Source organism: Corallococcus praedator, assembly GCF_003612125.1.
Classification (GTDB): Bacteria; Myxococcota; Myxococcia; order Myxococcales; family Myxococcaceae; genus Corallococcus; species Corallococcus praedator.
Map to the genome: position 1 here is coordinate 1 of NZ_RAWI01000175.1, position 18,678 is coordinate 18,678.

General features: G+C 70.5%; 16 protein-coding genes and 1 pseudogene. 8 read left to right on the forward strand and 9 right to left on the reverse strand.

The features are described 5' to 3' along the window. Positions 1-187: 187 nt before the first annotated feature. Both D7Y13_RS21910 and D7Y13_RS21915 read right to left on the reverse strand, forming a co-directional pair. Positions 188-1,150 (reverse strand): methyltransferase domain-containing protein, encoded by a 963-nt coding sequence (locus D7Y13_RS21910; RefSeq protein WP_233595511.1) that lies wholly within the window; start codon positions 1,148-1,150, stop codon positions 188-190. Next, on the reverse strand, positions 1,147-2,502 hold the full coding sequence (locus D7Y13_RS21915) for a sensor histidine kinase (protein ID WP_120536939.1): 1,356 nt from the start codon (positions 2,500-2,502) through the stop codon (positions 1,147-1,149). The genes D7Y13_RS21910 and D7Y13_RS21915 overlap by 4 nt, the downstream gene beginning before the upstream one ends. Before the next feature lie 284 nt (positions 2,503-2,786). On the opposite strand from D7Y13_RS21915, the gene D7Y13_RS21920 reads away from it, so the two are divergent. The 3 genes from D7Y13_RS21920 (at position 2,787) to D7Y13_RS21930 (ending at position 4,427) form a co-directional block, all read left to right on the forward strand. Next, on the forward strand, positions 2,787-3,407 hold the full coding sequence (locus tag D7Y13_RS21920) for a hypothetical protein (protein ID WP_120536940.1): 621 nt from the start codon (positions 2,787-2,789) through the stop codon (positions 3,405-3,407). 91 nt (positions 3,408-3,498) lie between these two features. Next, complete coding sequence (locus tag D7Y13_RS21925) at positions 3,499-3,861, forward strand: hypothetical protein (RefSeq protein WP_120536941.1); 363 nt, start codon at positions 3,499-3,501, stop codon at positions 3,859-3,861. After that, on the forward strand, positions 3,858-4,427 hold the full coding sequence (locus D7Y13_RS21930; protein ID WP_120536942.1) for a GNAT family N-acetyltransferase: 570 nt from the start codon (positions 3,858-3,860) through the stop codon (positions 4,425-4,427). Before D7Y13_RS21925 ends, D7Y13_RS21930 begins: the two co-directional genes overlap by 4 nt. 4 nt (positions 4,428-4,431) lie before the next feature. Here the strand turns inward: D7Y13_RS21930 and D7Y13_RS21935 are convergent, their stop codons facing one another. Then, on the reverse strand, positions 4,432-5,172 hold the full coding sequence (locus tag D7Y13_RS21935) for a class I SAM-dependent methyltransferase (protein WP_120536949.1): 741 nt from the start codon (positions 5,170-5,172) through the stop codon (positions 4,432-4,434). A 193-nt stretch (positions 5,173-5,365) separates the two neighbouring features. Here D7Y13_RS21935 and D7Y13_RS21940 point away from each other — a divergent pair, with 193 nt between their 5' ends. Together D7Y13_RS21940 and D7Y13_RS21945 are read left to right on the forward strand one after the other, a co-directional pair. Further along, positions 5,366-6,154 carry an alpha/beta fold hydrolase gene (locus D7Y13_RS21940; protein ID WP_120536943.1) on the forward strand — a complete coding sequence of 263 codons (789 nt, stop codon included), beginning with the start codon at positions 5,366-5,368 and terminating at the stop codon, positions 6,152-6,154. A 46-nt stretch (positions 6,155-6,200) separates the two neighbouring features. Then, positions 6,201-6,635: a hypothetical protein gene (locus tag D7Y13_RS21945; RefSeq protein ID WP_120536944.1), complete on the forward strand. Its 435-nt coding sequence runs from the start codon at positions 6,201-6,203 to the stop codon at positions 6,633-6,635. 3 nt (positions 6,636-6,638) lie between these two features. Here D7Y13_RS21945 and D7Y13_RS21950 read toward each other — a convergent pair whose 3' ends face one another. Then, a complete protein-coding gene (locus tag D7Y13_RS21950; RefSeq protein ID WP_120583460.1) occupies positions 6,639-7,880 on the reverse strand; it encodes a radical SAM/SPASM domain-containing protein in 1,242 nt (413 codons plus the stop codon). Between the two features lie 176 nt (positions 7,881-8,056). Between D7Y13_RS21950 and D7Y13_RS21955 the strand changes: the two genes are divergently transcribed. Further along, positions 8,057-8,410 (forward strand): hypothetical protein, encoded by a 354-nt coding sequence (locus D7Y13_RS21955; protein WP_147444282.1) that lies wholly within the window; start codon positions 8,057-8,059, stop codon positions 8,408-8,410. A gap of 1 nt (position 8,411) precedes the next feature. Here the strand turns inward: D7Y13_RS21955 and D7Y13_RS21960 are convergent, their stop codons facing one another. Together D7Y13_RS21960 and D7Y13_RS21965 are read right to left on the reverse strand one after the other, a co-directional pair. Next, on the reverse strand, positions 8,412-9,116 hold the full coding sequence (locus tag D7Y13_RS21960; RefSeq protein WP_120536947.1) for a molybdopterin-dependent oxidoreductase: 705 nt from the start codon (positions 9,114-9,116) through the stop codon (positions 8,412-8,414). Beyond that, the gene (locus D7Y13_RS21965; protein WP_120536950.1) at positions 9,109-9,768 is read right to left on the reverse strand and encodes a cytochrome b/b6 domain-containing protein; all 660 of its coding nucleotides are present in this window, start codon (positions 9,766-9,768) and stop codon (positions 9,109-9,111) included. Before D7Y13_RS21965 ends, D7Y13_RS21960 begins: the two co-directional genes overlap by 8 nt. Before the next feature lie 319 nt (positions 9,769-10,087). Between D7Y13_RS21965 and D7Y13_RS21970 the strand changes: the two genes are divergently transcribed. Together D7Y13_RS21970 and D7Y13_RS21975 are read left to right on the forward strand one after the other, a co-directional pair. Further along, complete coding sequence (locus D7Y13_RS21970; protein WP_147444283.1) at positions 10,088-12,679, forward strand: right-handed parallel beta-helix repeat-containing protein; 2,592 nt, start codon at positions 10,088-10,090, stop codon at positions 12,677-12,679. A 90-nt stretch (positions 12,680-12,769) separates the two neighbouring features. Further along, positions 12,770-14,692 carry a penicillin-binding transpeptidase domain-containing protein gene (locus tag D7Y13_RS21975; protein ID WP_255425908.1) on the forward strand — a complete coding sequence of 641 codons (1,923 nt, stop codon included), beginning with the start codon at positions 12,770-12,772 and terminating at the stop codon, positions 14,690-14,692. 8 nt (positions 14,693-14,700) lie between these two features. On the opposite strand, the gene D7Y13_RS21980 is transcribed toward D7Y13_RS21975, so the two are convergent. From D7Y13_RS21980 to D7Y13_RS21990, 3 genes and pseudogenes are all read right to left on the reverse strand, one after another. After that, positions 14,701-16,041, reverse strand: coding sequence for a hypothetical protein (locus tag D7Y13_RS21980; protein ID WP_120583463.1), 1,341 nt, complete (start codon positions 16,039-16,041; stop codon positions 14,701-14,703). Next, a complete protein-coding gene (locus tag D7Y13_RS21985; RefSeq protein ID WP_120583464.1) occupies positions 16,038-18,197 on the reverse strand; it encodes a hypothetical protein in 2,160 nt (719 codons plus the stop codon). Before D7Y13_RS21985 ends, D7Y13_RS21980 begins: the two co-directional genes overlap by 4 nt. Then, positions 18,187-18,678 (reverse strand): annotated as a pseudogene (locus D7Y13_RS21990) (hypothetical protein); the annotation flags it as partial. The gene D7Y13_RS21985 and the pseudogene D7Y13_RS21990, both read right to left, overlap by 11 nt.

Consider the following 18,678-nt stretch of genomic DNA (forward strand, 5'->3'; position numbering starts at 1 on the left):
CCACCGCCCCCACCACCAGCCATCGCGTGTAACCCGTCATTCGCGCTACCTCCATTGGATGTGACGAACCCAAGGCTGGGGGTGATGGCGCGTGGAGGCATCGTCCTGGATGGCTGTCGCCGTCGGTTCGCCCACCCTGCCTGCCGTGGGGTGGGCGCTCGCCGGGCCGTCCGCCAGTGAGCAGGCGTCAGCGTTCGCGACGGAGCACGAGCAGCGCGTACTCCAGTCCACCATCCATCAGGCCCTGCTGCAGCCACAGGTGGTCGCGCTGCGACTCCATCCGCACGGCGTTGAGCGCGGCGCGCAGGTCCCGGGCGTTCGCGGGCGCATGCTCCATGTGCTCGTGGACGAGCAGCTCCGACGTCAGCGTCCAGAAGCCCACCGCGCGCGCGGACACGTCGTCATGCACCTCCAGCTCCAGGCCCGCTTCCTGCGCGGCGGCGAGCAACCCCCTCACGCTGCCCAGGCGCGTGCGCCACGCGTCGCTGGAGGGATGCACCACGAGGGGGCGCACCCAGAAACAGTCCGCGATGGCCAGCACGCCGCCGGGCTTGAGCCAGCTGCGCGCGGCGCGCAGCCAGTCCGCGCGGGGCAGGGCGCACGCGTTCTCCACGGCGATGAGGGCATCGAAGCACGCGCGGCCCTGGAGCTCCTCCTGCGAGGCCAGCCGGGCCTGCACGCGGTCCCCCACGCCCGCCTCGTGCGCGAACCGGCGCACCTGCTCCAGGTGCGCGGGCACGTTCACCATCGCCGTCACGCGGGCGCGGTGTTCCTGGGCCCAGTACAGCGCGCTGCCGCCCAGGCCGCTGCCCACGTCCATCACGTCGCCGCCGTCCGGGAAGCGGCCCATGGCGCGCGCCAGCTCCGCGAGCAGCGCCTCCTGCGAGGCCCGCAGCCGCTCGCGCAGCTCCAGGGCCGGCGTGCCGGGCGCGGGCAGCCGGTCCACCAGTCCCATGTGGCAGTGCACGCGGGGGCCGGGGCCGAAGCGCGCGAGTCCGCGCGTGGCGAGGGCTTCATGGTAGGCGCGCAGGTCGTTCGGGAGCGCGGGCATGCGCGCGCCGCCGCTGGCCGGGAGCGATTCGCCGTCCTCGCCCCGGCCCGGTTCAAGCGGGGTGGGGAGCGTCTTGTGGAAGGCTCTCAGGGTCTTCATCGGTACTCCCGGGGCAGGAGGATGCGAAGCAGGGCGCCGCCGCCCGGCCCGTTGTGGCGATGCAGCAGGCCACCGCTGGCGCGCAGCAGGCACTCGCTGGTGTAGAGGCCCAGCCCGGTGCCCTGGGGCTTGGTCGTGTAGAGCTCCTCCGCGGGCGCGGTGAGCCGTTCCGGTAGGAAGCCGGGTCCGTCGTCCTCGATTTCAACCTCCAGTCGTCCGCTGAGCGGTTCGGTGCGAGCGCGGATGAAGACCTGGGAAGCGCCCTGTTCGCCATTGCCCTCGCATGCGTTGACAACCAGGTTCTCCACCACCCGGCGCAGCGTGAGCGGGCCTCCGCGCAGGAGCGCGAGCTGGGGGCGCGGCGGTTCCAGCTCCACGTGGATGTCCACGTCCGGGAAGCGCAGGGCGACGTGGGCCTGCACGGCCTCCAGCACCGACCCCAGCTCCACGGGTTCGGGTTCGGTGCCGGCGAAGCGGCGGCCCTTGGCGCGCACCTCCTTCACCATCTCCTGGATTTGCCGGAGGCTGTCCTGGAGCTGGCGGGCCTGGTCCTCGAACTCGGAGCGCGCCAGGGTGCCGCGCTGGGCGCCGAAGGCCTTCATCATGTCCGCGGCGCTGCCGGCGTGGAGCAGGGCCTGGTCCATGTCGTGGTGGTGGCGCAGCATCTCCGCCATGGCCTGGGTGAGCCGGCCCACGTCGCGCTCCTGCTGTTCGATGAGCTGCGCGTGCACGGCGGCGCGAAGGCGCTCCGCGTCCGTGCGGGCCTGGTCATGCCGCACGGCGAAGGCGCCCAGGTACAGCTGGGCGGCGAGGGCGGAGGGCATCACGACGGCGAAGAGCACCACGTGGTCGGGGCTGACGCGCAGGGGCAGGGCGCACAGCAAGGCCACGAGCGTGCCCACCGCGAGGAAGGGCTGGCGCCACGTCACGCGGTACTGGCGGCCATGCACCGCGGTGGTGAAGACGAGCACCATGCCGAAGACGACGGCCCCCGGCATCGCTGAGAGCGCCATGAGGCTGGCGAGGAAGAAGTGCCGCAGGGCCAGGCAGGGCAGCCGCCACAGCCAGCCCCAGGTGGCCAGCCGATTCCGGCGCGAGTGCACCATGGAGAAAGCCAGTCCGTTGACGATGCCGGGCAGGAAGCACGCGAACGCGGTGGAGAAGGGGAGGGCGAAGAAGGTGCGCGCGCCGGGGGCCCACGCGATGACGGCGAGCAGCGCGGTGCCGGAGAGGACGGTGACCAGGAAGGAGCCCACGCGTTCGGAGGCGAGGATGGGGCCCGCGTCCTGGGCGCGCATCCAGCGGCGGAACGCCGTCACCACCACGGAGGAGGACTCCACAGGGGCCTTCATGCGCGCGCACCGCGAGGCATGAGGCTGTAGGACCGCGACGCGGTGTCACCTGCGCGAAGCCAGACACGGGAGTGCCCGGACGGATGGGTGAATCCCCGATGCGGCCTCATGCTGGTCACCCCCCTCCACCAAGCACCGCCTGCTGCGTCGTGAAGCAAAGGCGAACCCGCGTTCCCGGTCAAACCGGAGGGCGGGGCACTGTTGGCCAGTCCGCCGTGCTCGCATGTCGTCCCGGTGCGTTACGCGCTTGGGTGTGCGTGTGGGGCGGGGTAGAGGGGGCGGCCATGCGTGACAGAATCCAGACGGTGTTGCGGCAGCTGGTCCAGTCCCCGGAGCTGGAGGTGCGGTGGCTGCAGACGTTGTCGCTGCTGGAGTTCATCGGGGCGCGGAAGATTTCGCGCACGGTGGCGGACCGGCATCCGACGTTGGAGGTGTTGGGGCACCTGGCGGACGAGACGCGCCACGCCTTCACCTTCAAGCGGCTGGCGTGCGAGGTGGCGGGCCGGGAGGACGTGACGGAGTTCCTGAGCGTGGGCGCGGCGTCCACGTGGTTCCAGTCGCTGGACCGGGAGCTGGCGACGTGGGCTGTGCAGGTGACGGGACAGACGGACGTGCACCTGCACTACCTGCTCACCACGGCGGTGGTGGAGCGCCGGGCGATGGTGCTCTATCCGCTCTACAAGGCGGCGACGCGGCACGCGGTGGTGCGCGAGGAGCTGGGCCGCGTGGTGGTGGAGGAGCAGAGCCACCGGCGCGCCATCGAGGACGCCTGCGAGCAGCGCCTGTCCAAGGTGGGCGTGACGCTGGAGCCCGCGCTCGCGCTGGAGGCGCGCCTGTTCGAGACGTTCCTCGGCGTGCTGGAGAAGGACGTGGCGACGGCGCTCGAAGGGATGAAGGCGGCCTGACGGGCCGGATTGCAAAACCCTGGCGCGGGGACTAATTGAATCACTTCCGCATCAGAAGTGATTCAGAAGTGCCCGCCAGGGAGCGCCCGCCATGTCCCACCGCCTGCAGCCCACTGTTTCGGACCCCGTCATGGAGCAGGTCCAGCGGCTGCGGCGCGAGCTGGGAGGGGACATCTCGGAGGTCATCACCGAGGCCATCAGCCTGTTGGACAAGGTGGTGCTGGAGGCGCGGCGCGGCGCGCGGCTCACGTTCGTGCCCCTCCAGCCCGGGCAGCCGGTGCGCGAGTACAGCTCCCCGGCGCTGACCCGCCTGGAATGGAAGGCGCTGGAGGAGCAGTCCATCGTCCTCCCCGCGAAGGACTTCGACCGGGTCGCCGCCGCGGTGGAAGCTCCGCCGAAGCCGGCACGCGCATTGCGTGAGCTCTCCCGCCGCCGTCGGCGAGAGCGTCCTTGAACAAACCGAAGGCCCCCGTCATCCCCGCGCCGTACACCCAGGCCCTGAGCCGCGAGGACGCGGCCAGTGGCTTCCAGTGCGAGCACGAAGCGCTCAACCGCTTCTTCCGACAGGACGCGGGGCAGAACCAGCGGCGGGACGTCAGTCGCACCTGGGTGCTGCACCGTCCGGACACCCGGCCCGACTGGCCCCGGGTGCTCGGCTACTACACGCTCTCCGTGGGACAGGTGTCGCGGTCCGAGGCGCCCGAGGACGTCATCAAGCGCCTGCCGCGCTATCCCCTTCCGGCGGTCGTCATCGGAAGGCTCGCCCGGGACTCGCGCGTCCGTGGCGCGGGAGTGGGTGAGCAATTGCTGGACGATGCGCACCGACGGGCGCTGGCTGTCGGTGAGAACGCGGGCGTCGTGCTCGTCATCGTGGATGCGAAGGACGCTCCCGCGGAGCGCTTCTACGCGCGCTTCGGCTACCGACCGCTCCTGTCGTCCTTGCCTGACGCGCCGGACTGGCCCCGGAGGCTGTTCCTGCCCTCGAGCCACCTGCGCGCCTCCTTCGAGGACGACGCCTGAAGCCTCAATCCTCGTCCGGCGCGTCCGGCCGGTCCTCGCCGCCGCCCGTGCCGGACAGCACCAGCTTGGAGCCATTCCACGTGGCCTGGAGGTTCCGGGCCCGGCGCGCGCGCTTGCGGCTCAGCTCCACGCCCACCGCGTCCAGGCCCAGCGCGTTGGCCACCGCGAGCGCCGTGCCGTGGCCGCAGAATGGATCCACCACCGTGCGCGTGCGCGTCTGCTCCAGGATGAAGCGGCACGCGACCAGACACGCGGACAGCCCCATGCCGCGCGTCCACGTCACCTCTCCGGCCTCCGGCAGCACGTCCGCGGTGGACTTCCCCGCGTCCGCCTTCAGCCCCCGGGAGAAGCACAACAGGTGCGAGTACGCCGGCCGCCCGAACGTCACCGTCCCCGGCGTCCTGCGACACACCACCTTGTGCCAGAGCGTCTCACAGCCCGCGGCCTCCGCCGCCTTGGACACCAGGTAGCCCTTGTCCACCCAGGCCCCGTCCTTCTTCACGTCGGACTGGTAGAACACCGCCACCCCGTCCTCCGGCACCCGCGACAACACCCGCGCCGCCGCCCCCACGAACCAGTCCTTCCACTGCGCCACCGTGAGCGATGGGAACTCGGAGACGTCCGGCATGGACGCAATCACCGAGCACCCCTCCAGCACCGGGCGTGCGTCCAGCCACGCCAGCGCGTCCTCGCAGTACACCGTGCGCTTCACTCCCGCCGTCCCGCTCCGCGCGTCATCCGTCATGCCGCGACGCATTCTGCCAGAGCACGCACCCGCTCCCACCTTCATTCCCTCCACGCCCTACCTCCTGGGGAAGCCCGTCCTTTCAGGGAACAGGCAACCCCCGAGCATATGGACGCCCCTGCTCGGTCGTGGCTTGCTACACTTTCCGTCTAACCCTGCTTCACCCACTCCCCCCGGAGTAAGGATTCCCCTCATGCCCACGACGACCGCGACGGATGGCACGCCTTTGCACTACCGGGTGATGGGGGACGGACCCCGCTCCGTGGTGTTGGTGCATGGGTGGATGGTGTCGGGCGCGGTGTGGGACGCGATGATTGAGAAGCTGGACCTGACGGGGCTCCGGCTGGTGGTGCCGGACCACCGGGGCACCGGCCAGTCCGGGCGGCCAACGTCTGGCTATTCGCTGGAGCAGTACGCGAAGGACGTGCTCGCGGTGGCGGACCACGCGGGGGCGAAGCGCTTCGCGCTGGTGGGCCACAGCATGGGTGGGCAGATCGCCAAGTGGGTCGCGTCGGATGCGCCCGAGCGCGTGACGGGGCTGGTGCTGCTCAACTCGGTGCCCGCGTCGGGGCTGCCCCTGCCTCCGGATGCGGCGGGCCTGTTCCGCACGTCGGCGGGGGACCGGGAGAAGCAGAAGACCATCCTGGGCCTGGCCTGCAAGCAGCTGTCCCCGGAGTCGCTGGAGACGCTGTTGAAGGACTCCGGCGGCGTGTCGAAGGAGGCCATCGAGCAGTGCTTCGACGCCTGGACGGCAGGAGGCTTCGCGCACCGGCTGGCGTCCATCACGGCGCCCACGCTGGTGGTGGCCACGGATGATCCGTTCCTGCCGCCGCTGTTCCTCAAGCAGGCGGTGGTGGCGCCCATCCAGAACGCGCGGCTGACGCACCTGCCGGGACCGGGGCACTACCCGCAGGTGGAGCGTCCGGCGGAGACGGCGGCGCTGTTGGGAGCATTCCTCGCGGGCAGCTCCGCCCAGGCCTGAAGCAGCATCCGCCAGTTGGTTGGAACGGGAAGCAGGAGCAAGCGCGATGGCCTGGAGCATGTCCTTCGAACACGACGCTGAACACGACGTGGTCACGGCGAACTTCACCGACTGCATCCTCGCGACCGACGAGGACGTGTTCCGCTGGCGCCGCGAGGTGGAGGCGCAGTTCGCGAAGTTCAACGGCCGGGTGGACCTGCTCATCAACCTGGACGGGCTGGTGGTGCGCCACACCGCGGGGCGCACCTTCGGCAAGGAGCGCCGCGAGGTGCTGGAGCGCAACACGCACCGCTCGTTCCGCTACGGCGGCGACGACATGACGCGCATGTTCATCTCCACCAGCGGCGCCATCAACGGCGCGGCGGTGAACCACTTCGCCACGCGCGAGGCCGCCCTGGCCGCGCTGCTGGCGGAGCGGGATGCCCTGCGCAAGCGCGGCTTCACGCCCTTCACGTCCAACTACCGCAGCACCAAGCTCTGAGGCTCAGGCTTCGGGCCGGGGCCAGCGCTTCGTCTTGACGTATTCGCGCTTCAGCTCCGGCTTCGGGTCGAGCGCGTCCAGCGGCTCCTCCACGATTTCAAAGAGCCCGTTGTCGAACGGCCTGCCGGGGGCCGGGGCCCTGGGCAGCAGCCGTTCGCGCACGCCTTGCGCGGCGCGGGCCTTCGCCCGGTAGTGGCAGTAGGGGTTGTTGCCCGGCCGGCCGAACAGCGCGTGCGCGGTGAAGCTGCATCCGGCCATGCACGTCTGGGCGAACGGGCACGTGCGGCAGAAGCCCCACAGGTCCTCCACCGAGCGCGTCCGGGTGAAGGCGAGCTGGGGCGTGTCGTTCCAGATGCGCTCCAGCGGTTGCTCGCGCAGGTTGCCTCCCACGTAGTGGGCGGTCTGGAGGGAGGGGCAGCCCTTCACGGCGCCGTTGGACTCGATGCCCATCACGTACCGGCCCGCCTGACAGCCCCGCCAGTGGTCGCGGCCGTCCGCGTGCACGGAGCGCAGCCGTCCCTCCTCCGGCCCGAAGTAGCCCAGGTTGTTGCCCGGCATGACGATGATGCGGTCCTGGCGCGCGTGCAGCTTCAGCCGGTCGATGCGCGGCATCAGGTCCACCAGGTCCCACGGTTGCAGCAGCAGGTCCGGGCGGTCCGCCGCGCGCCCGAGCGGCGCGGTGATCTGCACCTGCCACGCCCCGATGCCCTGCGTGCGCAGGTGGGCATAGAGGCCCTCCAGGTCGCCCTGGTTCAGCCGGTTGAGGTTGGTGTTGGCGGCGGTGCGCACGCCCGCCGCCTTCAGGAACCCGAGCGCCGCGGTCGCGGAAGCGAAGCTGCCCCGCGCCGCGCGCATGATGTCGTGCGTGGGCTCCAGTCCGTCGATGCTGACCGACGCCGCGTACAGCCCCGCTTGCGCCATCCGAACGGCCAGCTCCGCGGTGATGCCGCGTCCCCCCGTCGTCAGGCCCGGACGGATCCCCGCGGCCTTCAGCGCCTGGATGATGTCGAGGAACCCCGGGTGCAGGTACGCCTCGCCGCCAATGAGCACCACCTCCCGGGCGCGCAGGGCCGCCAGCTGCGTCACCACGCCCAGCGCCTCCTCGGTGCTCAGCTCGCCGGGCCGCGCGGTGCCCGCCCGCGAACCGCAGTGCGTACAGGGTTGGTCACACGCCAGCGTCAGCTCCCACACCACGTAGGCGGGGTGGTAGTCGGCGCGGCCCACATCCAGGCGACGGTTCACCATGGGGCGCAGCCTAGCGGGACACTCCTGTCGGGTGCACCCGTGACAGTCCTGTCCTGATGGGACGCTTCCCGGAGACCGCGAGGGCCCGTCCTGCTGGAACTCCCGGGGCTTGGGATGGCACCCTGTTTGCTATTCGCCAGCGGGCTTCAGCCCCCATTCCGACAAGGATGTCCTGCATGTCCCCGCTGTCGAGCTGTCCGTCCTGCCAGGGTTTCAATCCGGCCGCCTCCCGGGCGTGCCTCCACTGTCAGCGTCCCCTGGGGCAGGGGCGTCCCCGGCGGACGGCCTCGTGGATGGCCACGCTGTGGACGCTCACGGGGGCCAGCGCGACGGCGCTCACGCTGATGGCCTGCTATGGCATGCCGCCGTGCGAGGACGGGACCTTCGACTGCTGGGAACCGCCGGACGCGGGCGACTGCGACGTGAGGGCGGAGGCGGATGGGGGTTCGCTGGACGCGGGGGACGTGGACGCGGGGGACTGCGTGCCCGTGACGACCGACGCGGGCGTGGAGTCCGACGCGGGGCCGTGAGCTACACACCGGCGAACCACTCGTAGCCCCGGTCCTCCCAGTAGCCGCCGCTGGCCTCTGGGAGGAACCGCACGGTGGTGAGGTACTTCACCATCTTGTAGCCCAGCTTCACCGCCGAATAGAGCCGCAGGGGCGCGCCGTGGCCGGGTTCGAGCAACTGGCCGTTCATGCCGTACGCAAGGATCGTCTGGGCATGCAGGGCGCTTGGCGCGTCCCACGACGAGTAATAGCCATTGTCGAACGAGCGGAACTCCACGAAGCCCGCGCGCGGGTCGGCGCCCACGGCTTGCGCCAGGTCGCTGACGCGCACGCCGTGCCATGACGCCACCGCGCTCCAGCCCTCCACGCAGTGGTGGCGGATCCGGTAGCCGGTGCGGGGCAGCCGCTGCAATTCCTCCAGCGAGAAGGAGCGCGGCTGGGACACGAGTCCGCCCACGTCCAACCGCCAGCCGGCGGGAGCCAGGGGCACGGTGTCGGAGATGAAGTAGTGGGGGAAGTCGTCGGGAGGGGTGAGCTGCTCGACGGGCTCCTCGGGGGCGAGCCGGGAGGGGCTGAAGAGGGCGGTCTGCGCGCGCTGGTTGAAGCGCTCCATCACGCCGAGGAAGCCCTCGCGGGGGCGGCTGGAATCACACGCGCTGGTGGCGAGCGCGGCGGCGCCCAGGAGGACGCGGCGGCGGGTGAGGACTCGGCGCCCGGGCTCAGACACGAGGCCTCCTCCCGCCGGTCACCATCTCCCCGAAGGTGCGCGGGTGCAGGGCGACGAGCAGCACGTGGCCCACGGTGAAGAGGGCGAGCAGCGCGAGCAGCAGCAGGTGCACCGCGCGCGCCGGGTCGTAGCCGCCGAAGAGCGAGGTGAGCCAGCGCAACTGCACGGGCTTGTGGAGCGCGAGGCCGGACAGGACGGACAGCGCGCCCAGGCCGAGCGCGGATGTGTACGCCAGCCGCTGGAGGCCGTTGTAGAGGCCGACCTGCTCGGGCGCGGGGCGGATCCGCAGGTAGTACGCGAGCGTGGCCACGGCGTTCTGGGTGTCGCGCCGGGGGAGGAACAGGCGGCGTCGCCACTCGCCACTGAAGGCGAGGTAGAGCACGTACACGACGCCATTGAGGGCGAGGAACCAGCCGAACGCGAAGTGCCAGTGTCGCGCGCCCGCGAGCCAGTCCCCCAAGCGCAGCCACGAAGGGGGCACGGCGCCCTGAAAGGGATAGAGCGCGTAGGGCTGGCCGCGCGGGCCCATGCGCGGATACGCGGCGAGGATCTGCAAGCCACTGGCGGCCAGGATGGCGAGCAGCGGCACGTTGGCCCAATGCGTGAGGCGGATGGGCCACGGCTGGGGACGGCGCTGTTCAGGCGGGTGCACGCGGTGGAGCACAGCACCGGGACGCAAGCGACAGCCACGCGGTGGGACGCCGGCTGCGGGTTGGAGAACGTCGCCGAGGACCTCCGTCGGACAGCGGATGGAGGGCTCGCGCGCAGGGGCGGGGCGATGGACTCCCCATGCATGCGAGCGAGCGAGGGCTTCTGTAGGTGCCCGCGCCCGTCCGGAGGTCGCGGGCGAGTGGCGGCCACTGGACGACGCGCCGCGCGGACGTGCTTGGAGACCCCGGTGAATTGGACGTGGCAGGGCGACCCGGTATCGTCTCCCTTTGCCCCCAGCGACTTCCGAGGACGGTGCGACCATGCGACGAATCCATGCGGTGCACCTGGCGGGAGCCCTGCTGCTGACCACGTTCGGTTGCGTGCAGTCGGAGCCCTCCTTCGAGGTGGCGCCGTCCGGCGGCGCGCGGCTGGTGGTCGCGATGCCCCGTTCCCTGGAGTCGACGCGCGTGGCGGAGGTGACGTCCACGGCGACGAACGCCTCGGGCAAGGAGGTGCCGTCGACGCTGGCTCTGGACACGAACCTGTGGGTCGGCAAGGTGGAGCCGGTGACGTCGCCGGGAGAAACCGTGGGCCTGCGCGTGGAGGCCCGGGATGGCGCGGGCGCGGTGGTGGCCTCGGTGAGCGTGCCGACGGTGGAGCTGGCGCGGTATGGCGATGCGCTGGTCGTCGCGGTGCCCCAGCCGGAGGCCGCCCCGGTCAGCACGGCGCCGCGCATCGACGCGGTGGTGGCCTCGGCGTCGCGGGTGATTCCGGGCCAGCGCGTGGAGTTGCGTGCGTGGGCGCGCGGCCGGGTGGAAGGTGATGCGCTGGGCTATGCGTGGAGCGCTCCCGGAGATTCGCTGGAGTGCCCGGAGGACTCCACCCAGCCCACGTGTACGTGGACGGTCCCCGCGAGCGCCAAAAACGCGGACGTGGTGCTGGGGCTCATCGTCACGGATCCGCGAGGCGCGGCCTCCTCGCTCAGCTTCCGGTTCGCGTTGGGTGGGGTGGGCGCGGTGGCTTCGAGTGAGAACATCCAGTTCAACCGCTTCCCCGTGCTGGAAGCGGCGGTGGAGACCCAGCAGGTGGGCGTGGAGCAGCCGCTCTCCCTGGAGGCGAAGGCCACGGACGATGACGGGGATGCGCTGACCTATGCGTGGAGCGCCACCTGCGCGGGCACCTTCGAGGGAGGCAACACATCCCGCGTGGTCTTCACCCCCACGGAGGAGCCCGAGGGCTGTGGCTGCCAGGTGAAGGCCATCGTGAATGATGACTTCACGGGGGCGGACTCGGAGGTGGTCGCGAACCTGTGCGTGCGGCGGAGCGAACCGCCGGTCCTCGGGACCCTGTCCCAGTCCGCCCCGAGCGCGCGTGCGGGCGAACTCGTGACCTTCACCGCGACGGCGACCGACCCCCGGGGCGAGCCGCTGACCTTCACCTGGACCCCGAGCGCGGGCGCGGTGGGCCCGGCGGTGGGAGACGGCACGACGGGCACGGTGGCCTGGACGGAGCTGTCCTGCCTGCCGGCGGATGTCACGCCCACGGTGGAGGTGACGGTGACGAACGCGTCGGGTTCGAGCGTGCGGCACACCTTCACGGTGGAGTGGACGGACCGGCGCTGCGGCGCACTGGCGGGAGCGTGCGCGTTCACGATGGCGCAGGCGCAGGTGGCGCTGTCCACCGACTGCGTGACGCAGGGGCCTGTCTTCATCCCGGACGGCTTCACGTTCGACGGGGCGACGCACACGATGACGGCGGTGGAGGACGCGGCGGTGGGGGAGCACTTCCAGGGTGCGGTGCTGCGCAACCGGGGGACGGTGGCGCGCGTGCGCAACGTGACGGTGACGGCGCGGAACCTGTCGGACGTGTGTGACGCGGGCGCGGCCCGGCTGCGCGGCATCTTCCTGGAGGGCGCGAGCGGCGGCGTCGAGGACACGGTGGTGGCGGACCTGCACCAGAAGGAGAACCGGAGCGGGTGCCAGGAAGGCGTCGCCATCGAGGTGCGCAACGAAGCGGCCGGCGCCTCCCCGGTGTCGGTGGACGTCCGGCGCAACCGGTTGACGGGCTACCAGAAGGGCGGCGTGTTGGTGGCGGGGCGGGTGCAAGCGACGGTGGAGGCCAACGTGATGGAGGGCGGCGGGGTGGTGGACCACATCGCGCGCAATGGCATCCAGGTGGCCTACGGGGCCTCGGGCCGGGTGGTGGACAACGAGGTGACGGGCCACGCGTACACGGGCGGCGAGGACACGGGGTCCGGCATCCTGGTGGTGGGCGGCTCGTTCTACGGTGTGGGACGGGCGCTGTGCCTCGGCCTGATCATCCAGGGCAACGAGGTGACGGGGAACGACGTCGGCATCAACCTGGCGCAGGGGGAGGGCGCCGGCTTCAACGCGCCCTCGGAGCCCACCCGGATCCAGGTGCTGGACAACGTGTTGCGCAATGGCGCGCTGACGAACAGGTCCGTCTATCAGGCGGGCATCTACGACTCCGGGACCGGGAACCTCATCAGCCGCAACAGGGTCAGCGGTGATGGCTATGACCCTGCGGCGCACCCGGGTGAGGCGTTCGCGGTGGACGTGAAGACGGTCGGAGCGGAGCGACAGGTGGCCTTCGCCACGCCGGCGCGGGCGGTGGATGCGGGGACGTGCTCCGAAGCGCTGGTGGTGCAGGGGCGGGATGTTGTGGGCAACCTGGCCCCGCTGGTGGATCCGAAGGTGGAGTTGAGCGCGTCGGTAGGCGGAGCGTCGTTCCACCTGCGCTCGGATTGCTCGGATGCGGCGGTGGCGTCGGTGGACCTCACGGGCGCGCAGCGTGAAGCGGTCTTCTACGTCCGGGCAGCAGCCTCCGGTGTGCTGACCGTCACGGCGACGGGCGACGGCGAGAGCACGACGCAGGACCTCATCGTCCGCTGATCCGGAGCGCGGTCCACCTCATGCTCCGCGTGTGCGTGGCTCGGGTGGGTGAACGACCGACGGTCCGGGACGGACAGGGCACAGCACATCGTGATCGCCTCGGAAGGAACGGCGCGGTACACGGGGCGCGTGCACGGACGGGCGGTCATCACCTGGGTGGGGCTCTGGCTCCTTCTTCTGCTTCCCTCCTGTCTGCCGCGCGCCGTGAAGCAGGACGCGCCCGGTGGACCGGAGGACATGGCCCTCGCGTACCTGGAGGCGTGGGCGCGCAACGACCTGGGCGCCCAGCGACAGGCGCTCGTGGAGGTGCCCGCGGACTTCGACGCGCAGCACGCCCGGTGGCGGCAGGGCCTGGGTGTCACGGCCTCGCGCTTCGAAGGGCTCCACCTGGAGTCCGAGGACGACCGCGTCGCGGTGGTGACCTTTCGCGGCGTGCACTCGCTGCGGGGGCTGGGTGACTGGGCGGTGGAGTCCAGGTTGCGCTTCGAGCGCAAGGGCAAGCGCTGGAGCCTGCGCTGGACCCCGGAGGTGTTCCATCCGGAGGCCCGCGTCGGTGACAGCTTCGGACGCCTGCGAACCTGGGGTCCGCGCGCCGCGCTGCTCGACGCCCGTGGAGCGCCGCTCACCGTGCCTGGAGAGGTCATCACCATCGGGGCGTATCCAGGGCGGGTGAGGGACGGCGCGGCCGTGGCCAACGCGCTCCAGTCACAGCTCGGAATGGATCCACAGAGGGTCCAGGCCGCCCTGAAGTCCGCGGGAGCGCAGCCCGAGCAGTTCCTCGCGTTCATCGACGTGCGCCCGGAGCGCTACCAGCAGGTGCGCGCCGTGCTGGCGCCGGTGCCCGGCATCTTCTTTCGCAAGAAGACCGCGCGCCTCTCCCCGGCGGAGGGCTTCGCCGCGCACACGCTGGGCCGCGTGGGCGAGGTGACGGCGGAGGCGCTCCATCTCCTGGGTCATCCCTACCAGGCGGGAGACGTCGTCGGGCTGTCGGGCCTGGAGCGGGCGCAGGAGAGGGCGCTGGCCGGAAGCCCGTCCGGAGAGGTGCGGTTGCTGCGCCGTTCGGGTGAGGCCGTGGTGCTGCATCGCTTCGAAGGCGCACCGGGAACGCCGGTGCGCACCACGTTGCGAAGGGACGTGCAGGCAGCGGCGGAGGCGGCGCTCGCGGACGTCGCGAGGCCGGCGGCGCTGGTCGCGGTGGACACGGCCACGGGCGAAGTGCTGGCGGTGGCCAGCCGTCCCCTGGGGGAAGCGCTGCACCGGGCGCTGACGGGGCGCTACCCGCCGGGCTCCACGTTCAAGGTCGTGACATCCGAAGCGCTGCTCACCAGCGGCGTGAAGCCAGACACCCGGGTCACCTGTCCCGTGGAGGTGACCGCGGGCCCCAGGCGCTTCCGCAACTTCGAAGCCGAAGCCTTCGGGGAGACGACCTTCCGGCAGGTGTTCGCGCTGTCGTGCAACACGGCGTTCATCCAGCTCTCCGCGAAGCTGGGGCGCAACGCGCTGGAGGATGCGGCCCGGCGCTTCGGCTTCGGGGCGCGCTACGACGTGGGCCTGCCCTCGCCCGGGGCGTCCTTCCCGCCACCGGGGGACGATGCCGACCGGGCCGCGGCCTCCATGGGGCAGGGGCGCGTGCTGGCCACGCCGCTGCACATGGCCACGGTCGCGGCGGCGGTGGACACCGGCGTCTGGCACGCACCGCGCCTGCTGGCGGACGCGGAGGAAGGCCCGGAGGCGCGGTTGAGCGCGGGCACCCCGGTGGCGCTTCGCGACCTCATGCGCGCGGTGGTGACGGACGGCACGGCGAAGTCGGCGGTGGGCTTCCAGGGGCTCATGGGCAAGACGGGGACCGCGGAGTTCGGCACGGCGCTGCCGCCCGAAACCCACGCGTGGTTCATCGGCTTGCGCGGGGGCATGGGCTTCGCGGTGTTCGTGGAAGGTGGCGGTGTGGGAGGCCGCGTCGCCGTCCCCATCGCAACGCGCTTCCTCCAGGCGCTGGATGCGACAGCGCGCTGACGCTCCCGTCAGGAGCGCTGGCGCTCTGCCTCAAGGAACAACTGGGTGAGCGAGTAATCCAGCAGGGTCTGACAGGAGTGCATGTAGCGGCGGGCGCGCAGGAAGGGAAGCCAGACACGGTTTCCGACCCGCACCTGGGACTCCTCCAGCTTCTTGCGAGGAATCCACTGCCCGCCCAACCGTCGCACCAGCACGCTGCCCAGATAGGCCCCCACCGCGGGCGCCGTATGCTCGTCGATGACTTCCCGTCGATACCGCCTCGGAAAATCCTCTCGCCAGAAGTAGAGGTCGAGGTCCGTGAGTGTCCCGGGCGTCAGATCGAAGAAGGAGGGCACCGGGGTACGCAGCGCTGCCACCAGTCCTTGGGCGAGCTGGCGATACTGGTCGAGAACGAAGTCCGGGTCTTCCACGTCGCAGGGCAGGGCGGAACTGGCTGGCCGCCATTCCTCCGGTTCGGGCGGTTGGTAGGCGTTGAGCTCGGCGATCTTCCGCTGACGCTCGCCAAGGAGGACCTGATCCACCACACCCAGGAGGAGCGGGGCCACGTCCGGGTGGAAGCGAGGCTCCACGGGGACGAGCGCCGCACTCCGCTCGCGCAGGGTCCGCAGCACGATTGCTTCATCGAGTTCAGGCCGCAGGTGAACCTGGATACGGGCCTGGGCCACTCGCGCCTCGTCGCTGGCGAAGTCGGTGGGCGTGGGGCGCGTCACCAGGAGGATCGTACCGTTGGGAAGTTCTTCCATCTTGTAGGCCGGAGTGGAGAGCATTCGCTCGCGGCCAACGCTCTCCATCAGCTTCGGACCGAAGACGTTCAGCCAGCCCACCTCATAGATTTTGTCGAACCCGTCTCTGCGCGCGGTTCTCTCATCACGGCCGTAGTAGGGGGCGCCAGAAAGCTGGTCCTCGGCCAGGCTGCTGGTCATGGCATGGGTGACGAGATGTCGTGACGCCCATTCACGGACCAGCTCCACGATTCCTCGACTGCGCTCCGCATTCGCGAAGAATGAAAGCGGCTGGAGCGAGACATAGAAATCCAGCTTGGGAGGGTGGGGCGGAAACCAGAGCTGAAGTGTCATGTCCAACGCGGGCCACTTCGTACGATGGAGGCCCACCATCACACCGTGTTCGTCGCGCGCTTCTTCCACCGCCTTCCAGAAGGCAGCGCGAGAATATTTTCTCCGCCGTCGACCCTTGACGACGTTCGGCATCCAATCCCCCGCGCAAGACTCAAGCGCTTGGAGGAGCGGATCCAGGGTGTGGTCCAAGCCCGCCTCGGGGGCGAAGGTGCCTTCGAATGAAAGGTTGAAGCGGTCCTCCACGGGCAGTTCGTGGAATTCAAGCACCTTCATTGAAACGACACCTCCACTCCCTTGACCGTGGTCTTGGCGGACTCCATTGCGGACTCCAAGACGCTCAAGTTGACAGGCTTCAATTTGCCGCCCTCATAGATGAGGCGGATCCTCTGGACCTGCACTTCCATTTCCATTCCGGGCCTGCGAATTTTCAGCGTCTCACCGTAATACCTGAGCGCGAGCTTCGCGTCCCCGATCATCTGTGTCCTCAGGTCTTCCCGCTTCAATTGAGAGAGGTCACGGCTCTTGGTGCTGAACGTCTCGACACGAGGCGGTTGGCCGGCGGTTGGCTGGTTTTCAATCACGAGCAGATCCGCGAACCGGAGATCCGCCTTCATCACGCCCACGTGCATCTCGATGCGGGGCTGGTTGAAATCCTGGAGCCACTGGCGCTGCGCCGGTGGAAGCGCCGCGTCTGCTTCCAGCAGGGAGAGCATGGTTCGCTCGAAGGCCAGACCCCGGGCGAACTCGCCACGCATCTTCAGGTAGCCCTCGAACTTGAGGGGTCCCTTGACGTTCAGGTCCTCGCGGATCTCGCCCAGCCTCCGCTCCCAGTACTTCACGTACTCGCTCCACATGAAGGAGCCCTGGAGGACTCCAGAAGGCGGCGCATCGAGGGCTGGCGCGTGTTGCTTCAGGTGCTCCACGTCCCGTGGCAGGCGCGCGCCCGTGTCCTCCCACTCGGCTTGTCGCAGCCGTGCCCGCAGCGCTTCCAAGGGGTCACCCCCTGGCCCTCGCGACAGGCCCGTCTTGCCGCCAGGGCGCTTCCCACCGCCGCCCCTCGTCGGAGCGGTATCGCGGGCCGCCTCCGTCAACAGGGCCAGTGCCCGGCCCGTGTTGCCCCCTGTCTCGTGCAGGGCCAGTGCCCCGGCCTCTCCCCATTCAGCGACGAGGAGGGCACCCTCCCGGTTTTGCTGAAGGTATCGGGACAGTCCTCCCAGCGCGCGCTCGCCCAGTCGCGCCTTCAGCGACTCCAGGCGTGACACCACTGCCTGGAGTCGTGAGCCTTCTGGGGGAGCGGCCTCGCGCAAGGCGCGCACGCCCTTGCCACCCGCGTAGAGGCCCAGCATCAGCGCGGAGGGTGCCAGTTGCCGCGTGGCTTCTTCGTACTCCCCCTGGGCCACGGACGCCGCGCCCTGCGCGGTTCCCGCCACCAGATGGTAGAAGCCCACGGGGACGCCGAAGGTGAGGTGGTCGAAGGCCCCCAGCGTCACGTTGGCGGGCGCCCAGGCCCCCAGGTATTGCGCCTGTTCCACCTCTTCGTACGCTGCCCGGTAGGGCGGTGGCAGCTGCTGGGCCTGATGGGACAGCACCATGCCCAGGCCCTTGTTGACGACGTCGATGCTGCCGAGGGCGTCATCCGCGGCGCGCCCCAATCCCCGGCCAACGTCTCCGGCGCGGAAGTCGCGCTCTGGAAAGTCCGGGAGCGCCATGCCGCGCCGCCGCAACTCCTCGCGGACGACGCCCATGTGCCCCAGCGTGGTCTTCAGCTGTCTGTCATTGGCCAGGAACCGCAGCACCTCGCGCAGCTCGTCGTCGAAGGTGGTGTGAAGGACGAAGAGGGCGAACACTTCCGCTCGGGGAAGGCCGTACCGCTCGGTGGCGGTGACGAGGAAGTCGGCGCGCTTCTGCTGGAGAATCCTGGCGGCTTGCGCGTCCAGAGGACCCAGGGCCCCGAGGCGGACGGCATTCCAAGTCGTGAGGGATTCCACCAGGCGTGGCATGTCCACCATGCGCTGGAGGGCGACGAAGGCAGCGGGAGAAGTGCACTCAAGGAAGGGCGCCAGGACCTCCTCTTCCGAGTCCAGGCGTGGCCAGCCCGCAGGCCGCTCCCCACACGGAGCGGAGCCAGCGTCGACGACCTTGAGTGGCGCCATCTCCCCCCAGGCCGCGCCTCGCGATTGGGTCGGCGTGCGGCGGTACAGCAGGGGCCAGGGTTCGTTGGGGTTGTCGATGGAGGCCCCAGGCGCGGAGGCCTCGGGCTGACTCGCAAGGGCGGTGTCCTCCAGCGCATGCAGGGGCGTCTGGGGTGATGCGGACGCGAGGGCACCGCCATGCCGTGGTCGCAACGACAGCGACGCGCATCCCGTGGTGAGGAGGACCGCCGCCAGCAGCAGGACCGACCCACGGTGCCGCCGGAAATCAGCGTGCATTGTCCGCCCCCATGCCGACGGAGGCGAAGCTGCCCGGGCGCAGCGTCCCCTCCTCCGTTGGAGAGAGCCGCGTGCCGCCTTGCGCGACCGCATACAGGCGTCCCCGAAGGAAACGCCAGCGCACCTCTCCCGCTGTCAGATAGCGCGCACCCGGCTGACCCACCCCCACCGCCACCGCTTGCAGGGCCACCTCGAGGTCGCGTTGGAAGAGCTGCACCCCCAGTCGCCCGTTCGCATCCACCCGGCCCCAACTGAAGGCTTCCACGCCCAGCATGAGGAGCAGGTGCCGTTGCACCACCTCGCCCAGGTGCACCGCGTCCCATCCCAACAGCAGCTCTCCGAAGGCGGAGGACCCCTGGGGAAAAGTGCTTTCCGCCAATGGCAGTCCTGAAGTGCCCGCCGCCTGGAAGCGCGCCAACTCGTAGTCCGGGCCGAAATAGCCCTGCCGGAAGCCTCCATGCTGGCGGCGCACTTCCAGCCG

Excerpts from the sequence above, each read along its gene's own strand:
- D7Y13_RS21935 (WP_120536949.1), bottom strand. The coding sequence starts at position 5,172 with ATGACGGATGACGCGCGGAGCGGGACGGCGGGAGTGAAGCGCACGGTG.
- D7Y13_RS21915 (WP_120536939.1), bottom strand. The coding sequence starts at position 2,502 with ATGAAGGCCCCTGTGGAGTCCTCCTCCGTGGTGGTGACGGCGTTCCGC.
- D7Y13_RS21940 (WP_120536943.1), top strand. The coding sequence starts at position 5,366 with ATGCCCACGACGACCGCGACGGATGGCACGCCTTTGCACTACCGGGTG.
- D7Y13_RS21910 (WP_233595511.1), bottom strand. The coding sequence starts at position 1,150 with ATGAAGACCCTGAGAGCCTTCCACAAGACGCTCCCCACCCCGCTTGAA.
- D7Y13_RS21970 (WP_147444283.1), top strand. The coding sequence starts at position 10,088 with ATGCGACGAATCCATGCGGTGCACCTGGCGGGAGCCCTGCTGCTGACC.
- D7Y13_RS21950 (WP_120583460.1), bottom strand. The coding sequence starts at position 7,880 with ATGGTGAACCGTCGCCTGGATGTGGGCCGCGCCGACTACCACCCCGCC.
- D7Y13_RS21980 (WP_120583463.1), bottom strand. The coding sequence starts at position 16,041 with ATGAAGGTGCTTGAATTCCACGAACTGCCCGTGGAGGACCGCTTCAAC.
- D7Y13_RS21945 (WP_120536944.1), top strand. The coding sequence starts at position 6,201 with ATGGCCTGGAGCATGTCCTTCGAACACGACGCTGAACACGACGTGGTC.
- D7Y13_RS21955 (WP_147444282.1), top strand. The coding sequence starts at position 8,057 with ATGTCCCCGCTGTCGAGCTGTCCGTCCTGCCAGGGTTTCAATCCGGCC.
- D7Y13_RS21920 (WP_120536940.1), top strand. The coding sequence starts at position 2,787 with ATGCGTGACAGAATCCAGACGGTGTTGCGGCAGCTGGTCCAGTCCCCG.
- D7Y13_RS21985 (WP_120583464.1), bottom strand. The coding sequence starts at position 18,197 with ATGCACGCTGATTTCCGGCGGCACCGTGGGTCGGTCCTGCTGCTGGCG.
- D7Y13_RS21925 (WP_120536941.1), top strand. The coding sequence starts at position 3,499 with ATGTCCCACCGCCTGCAGCCCACTGTTTCGGACCCCGTCATGGAGCAG.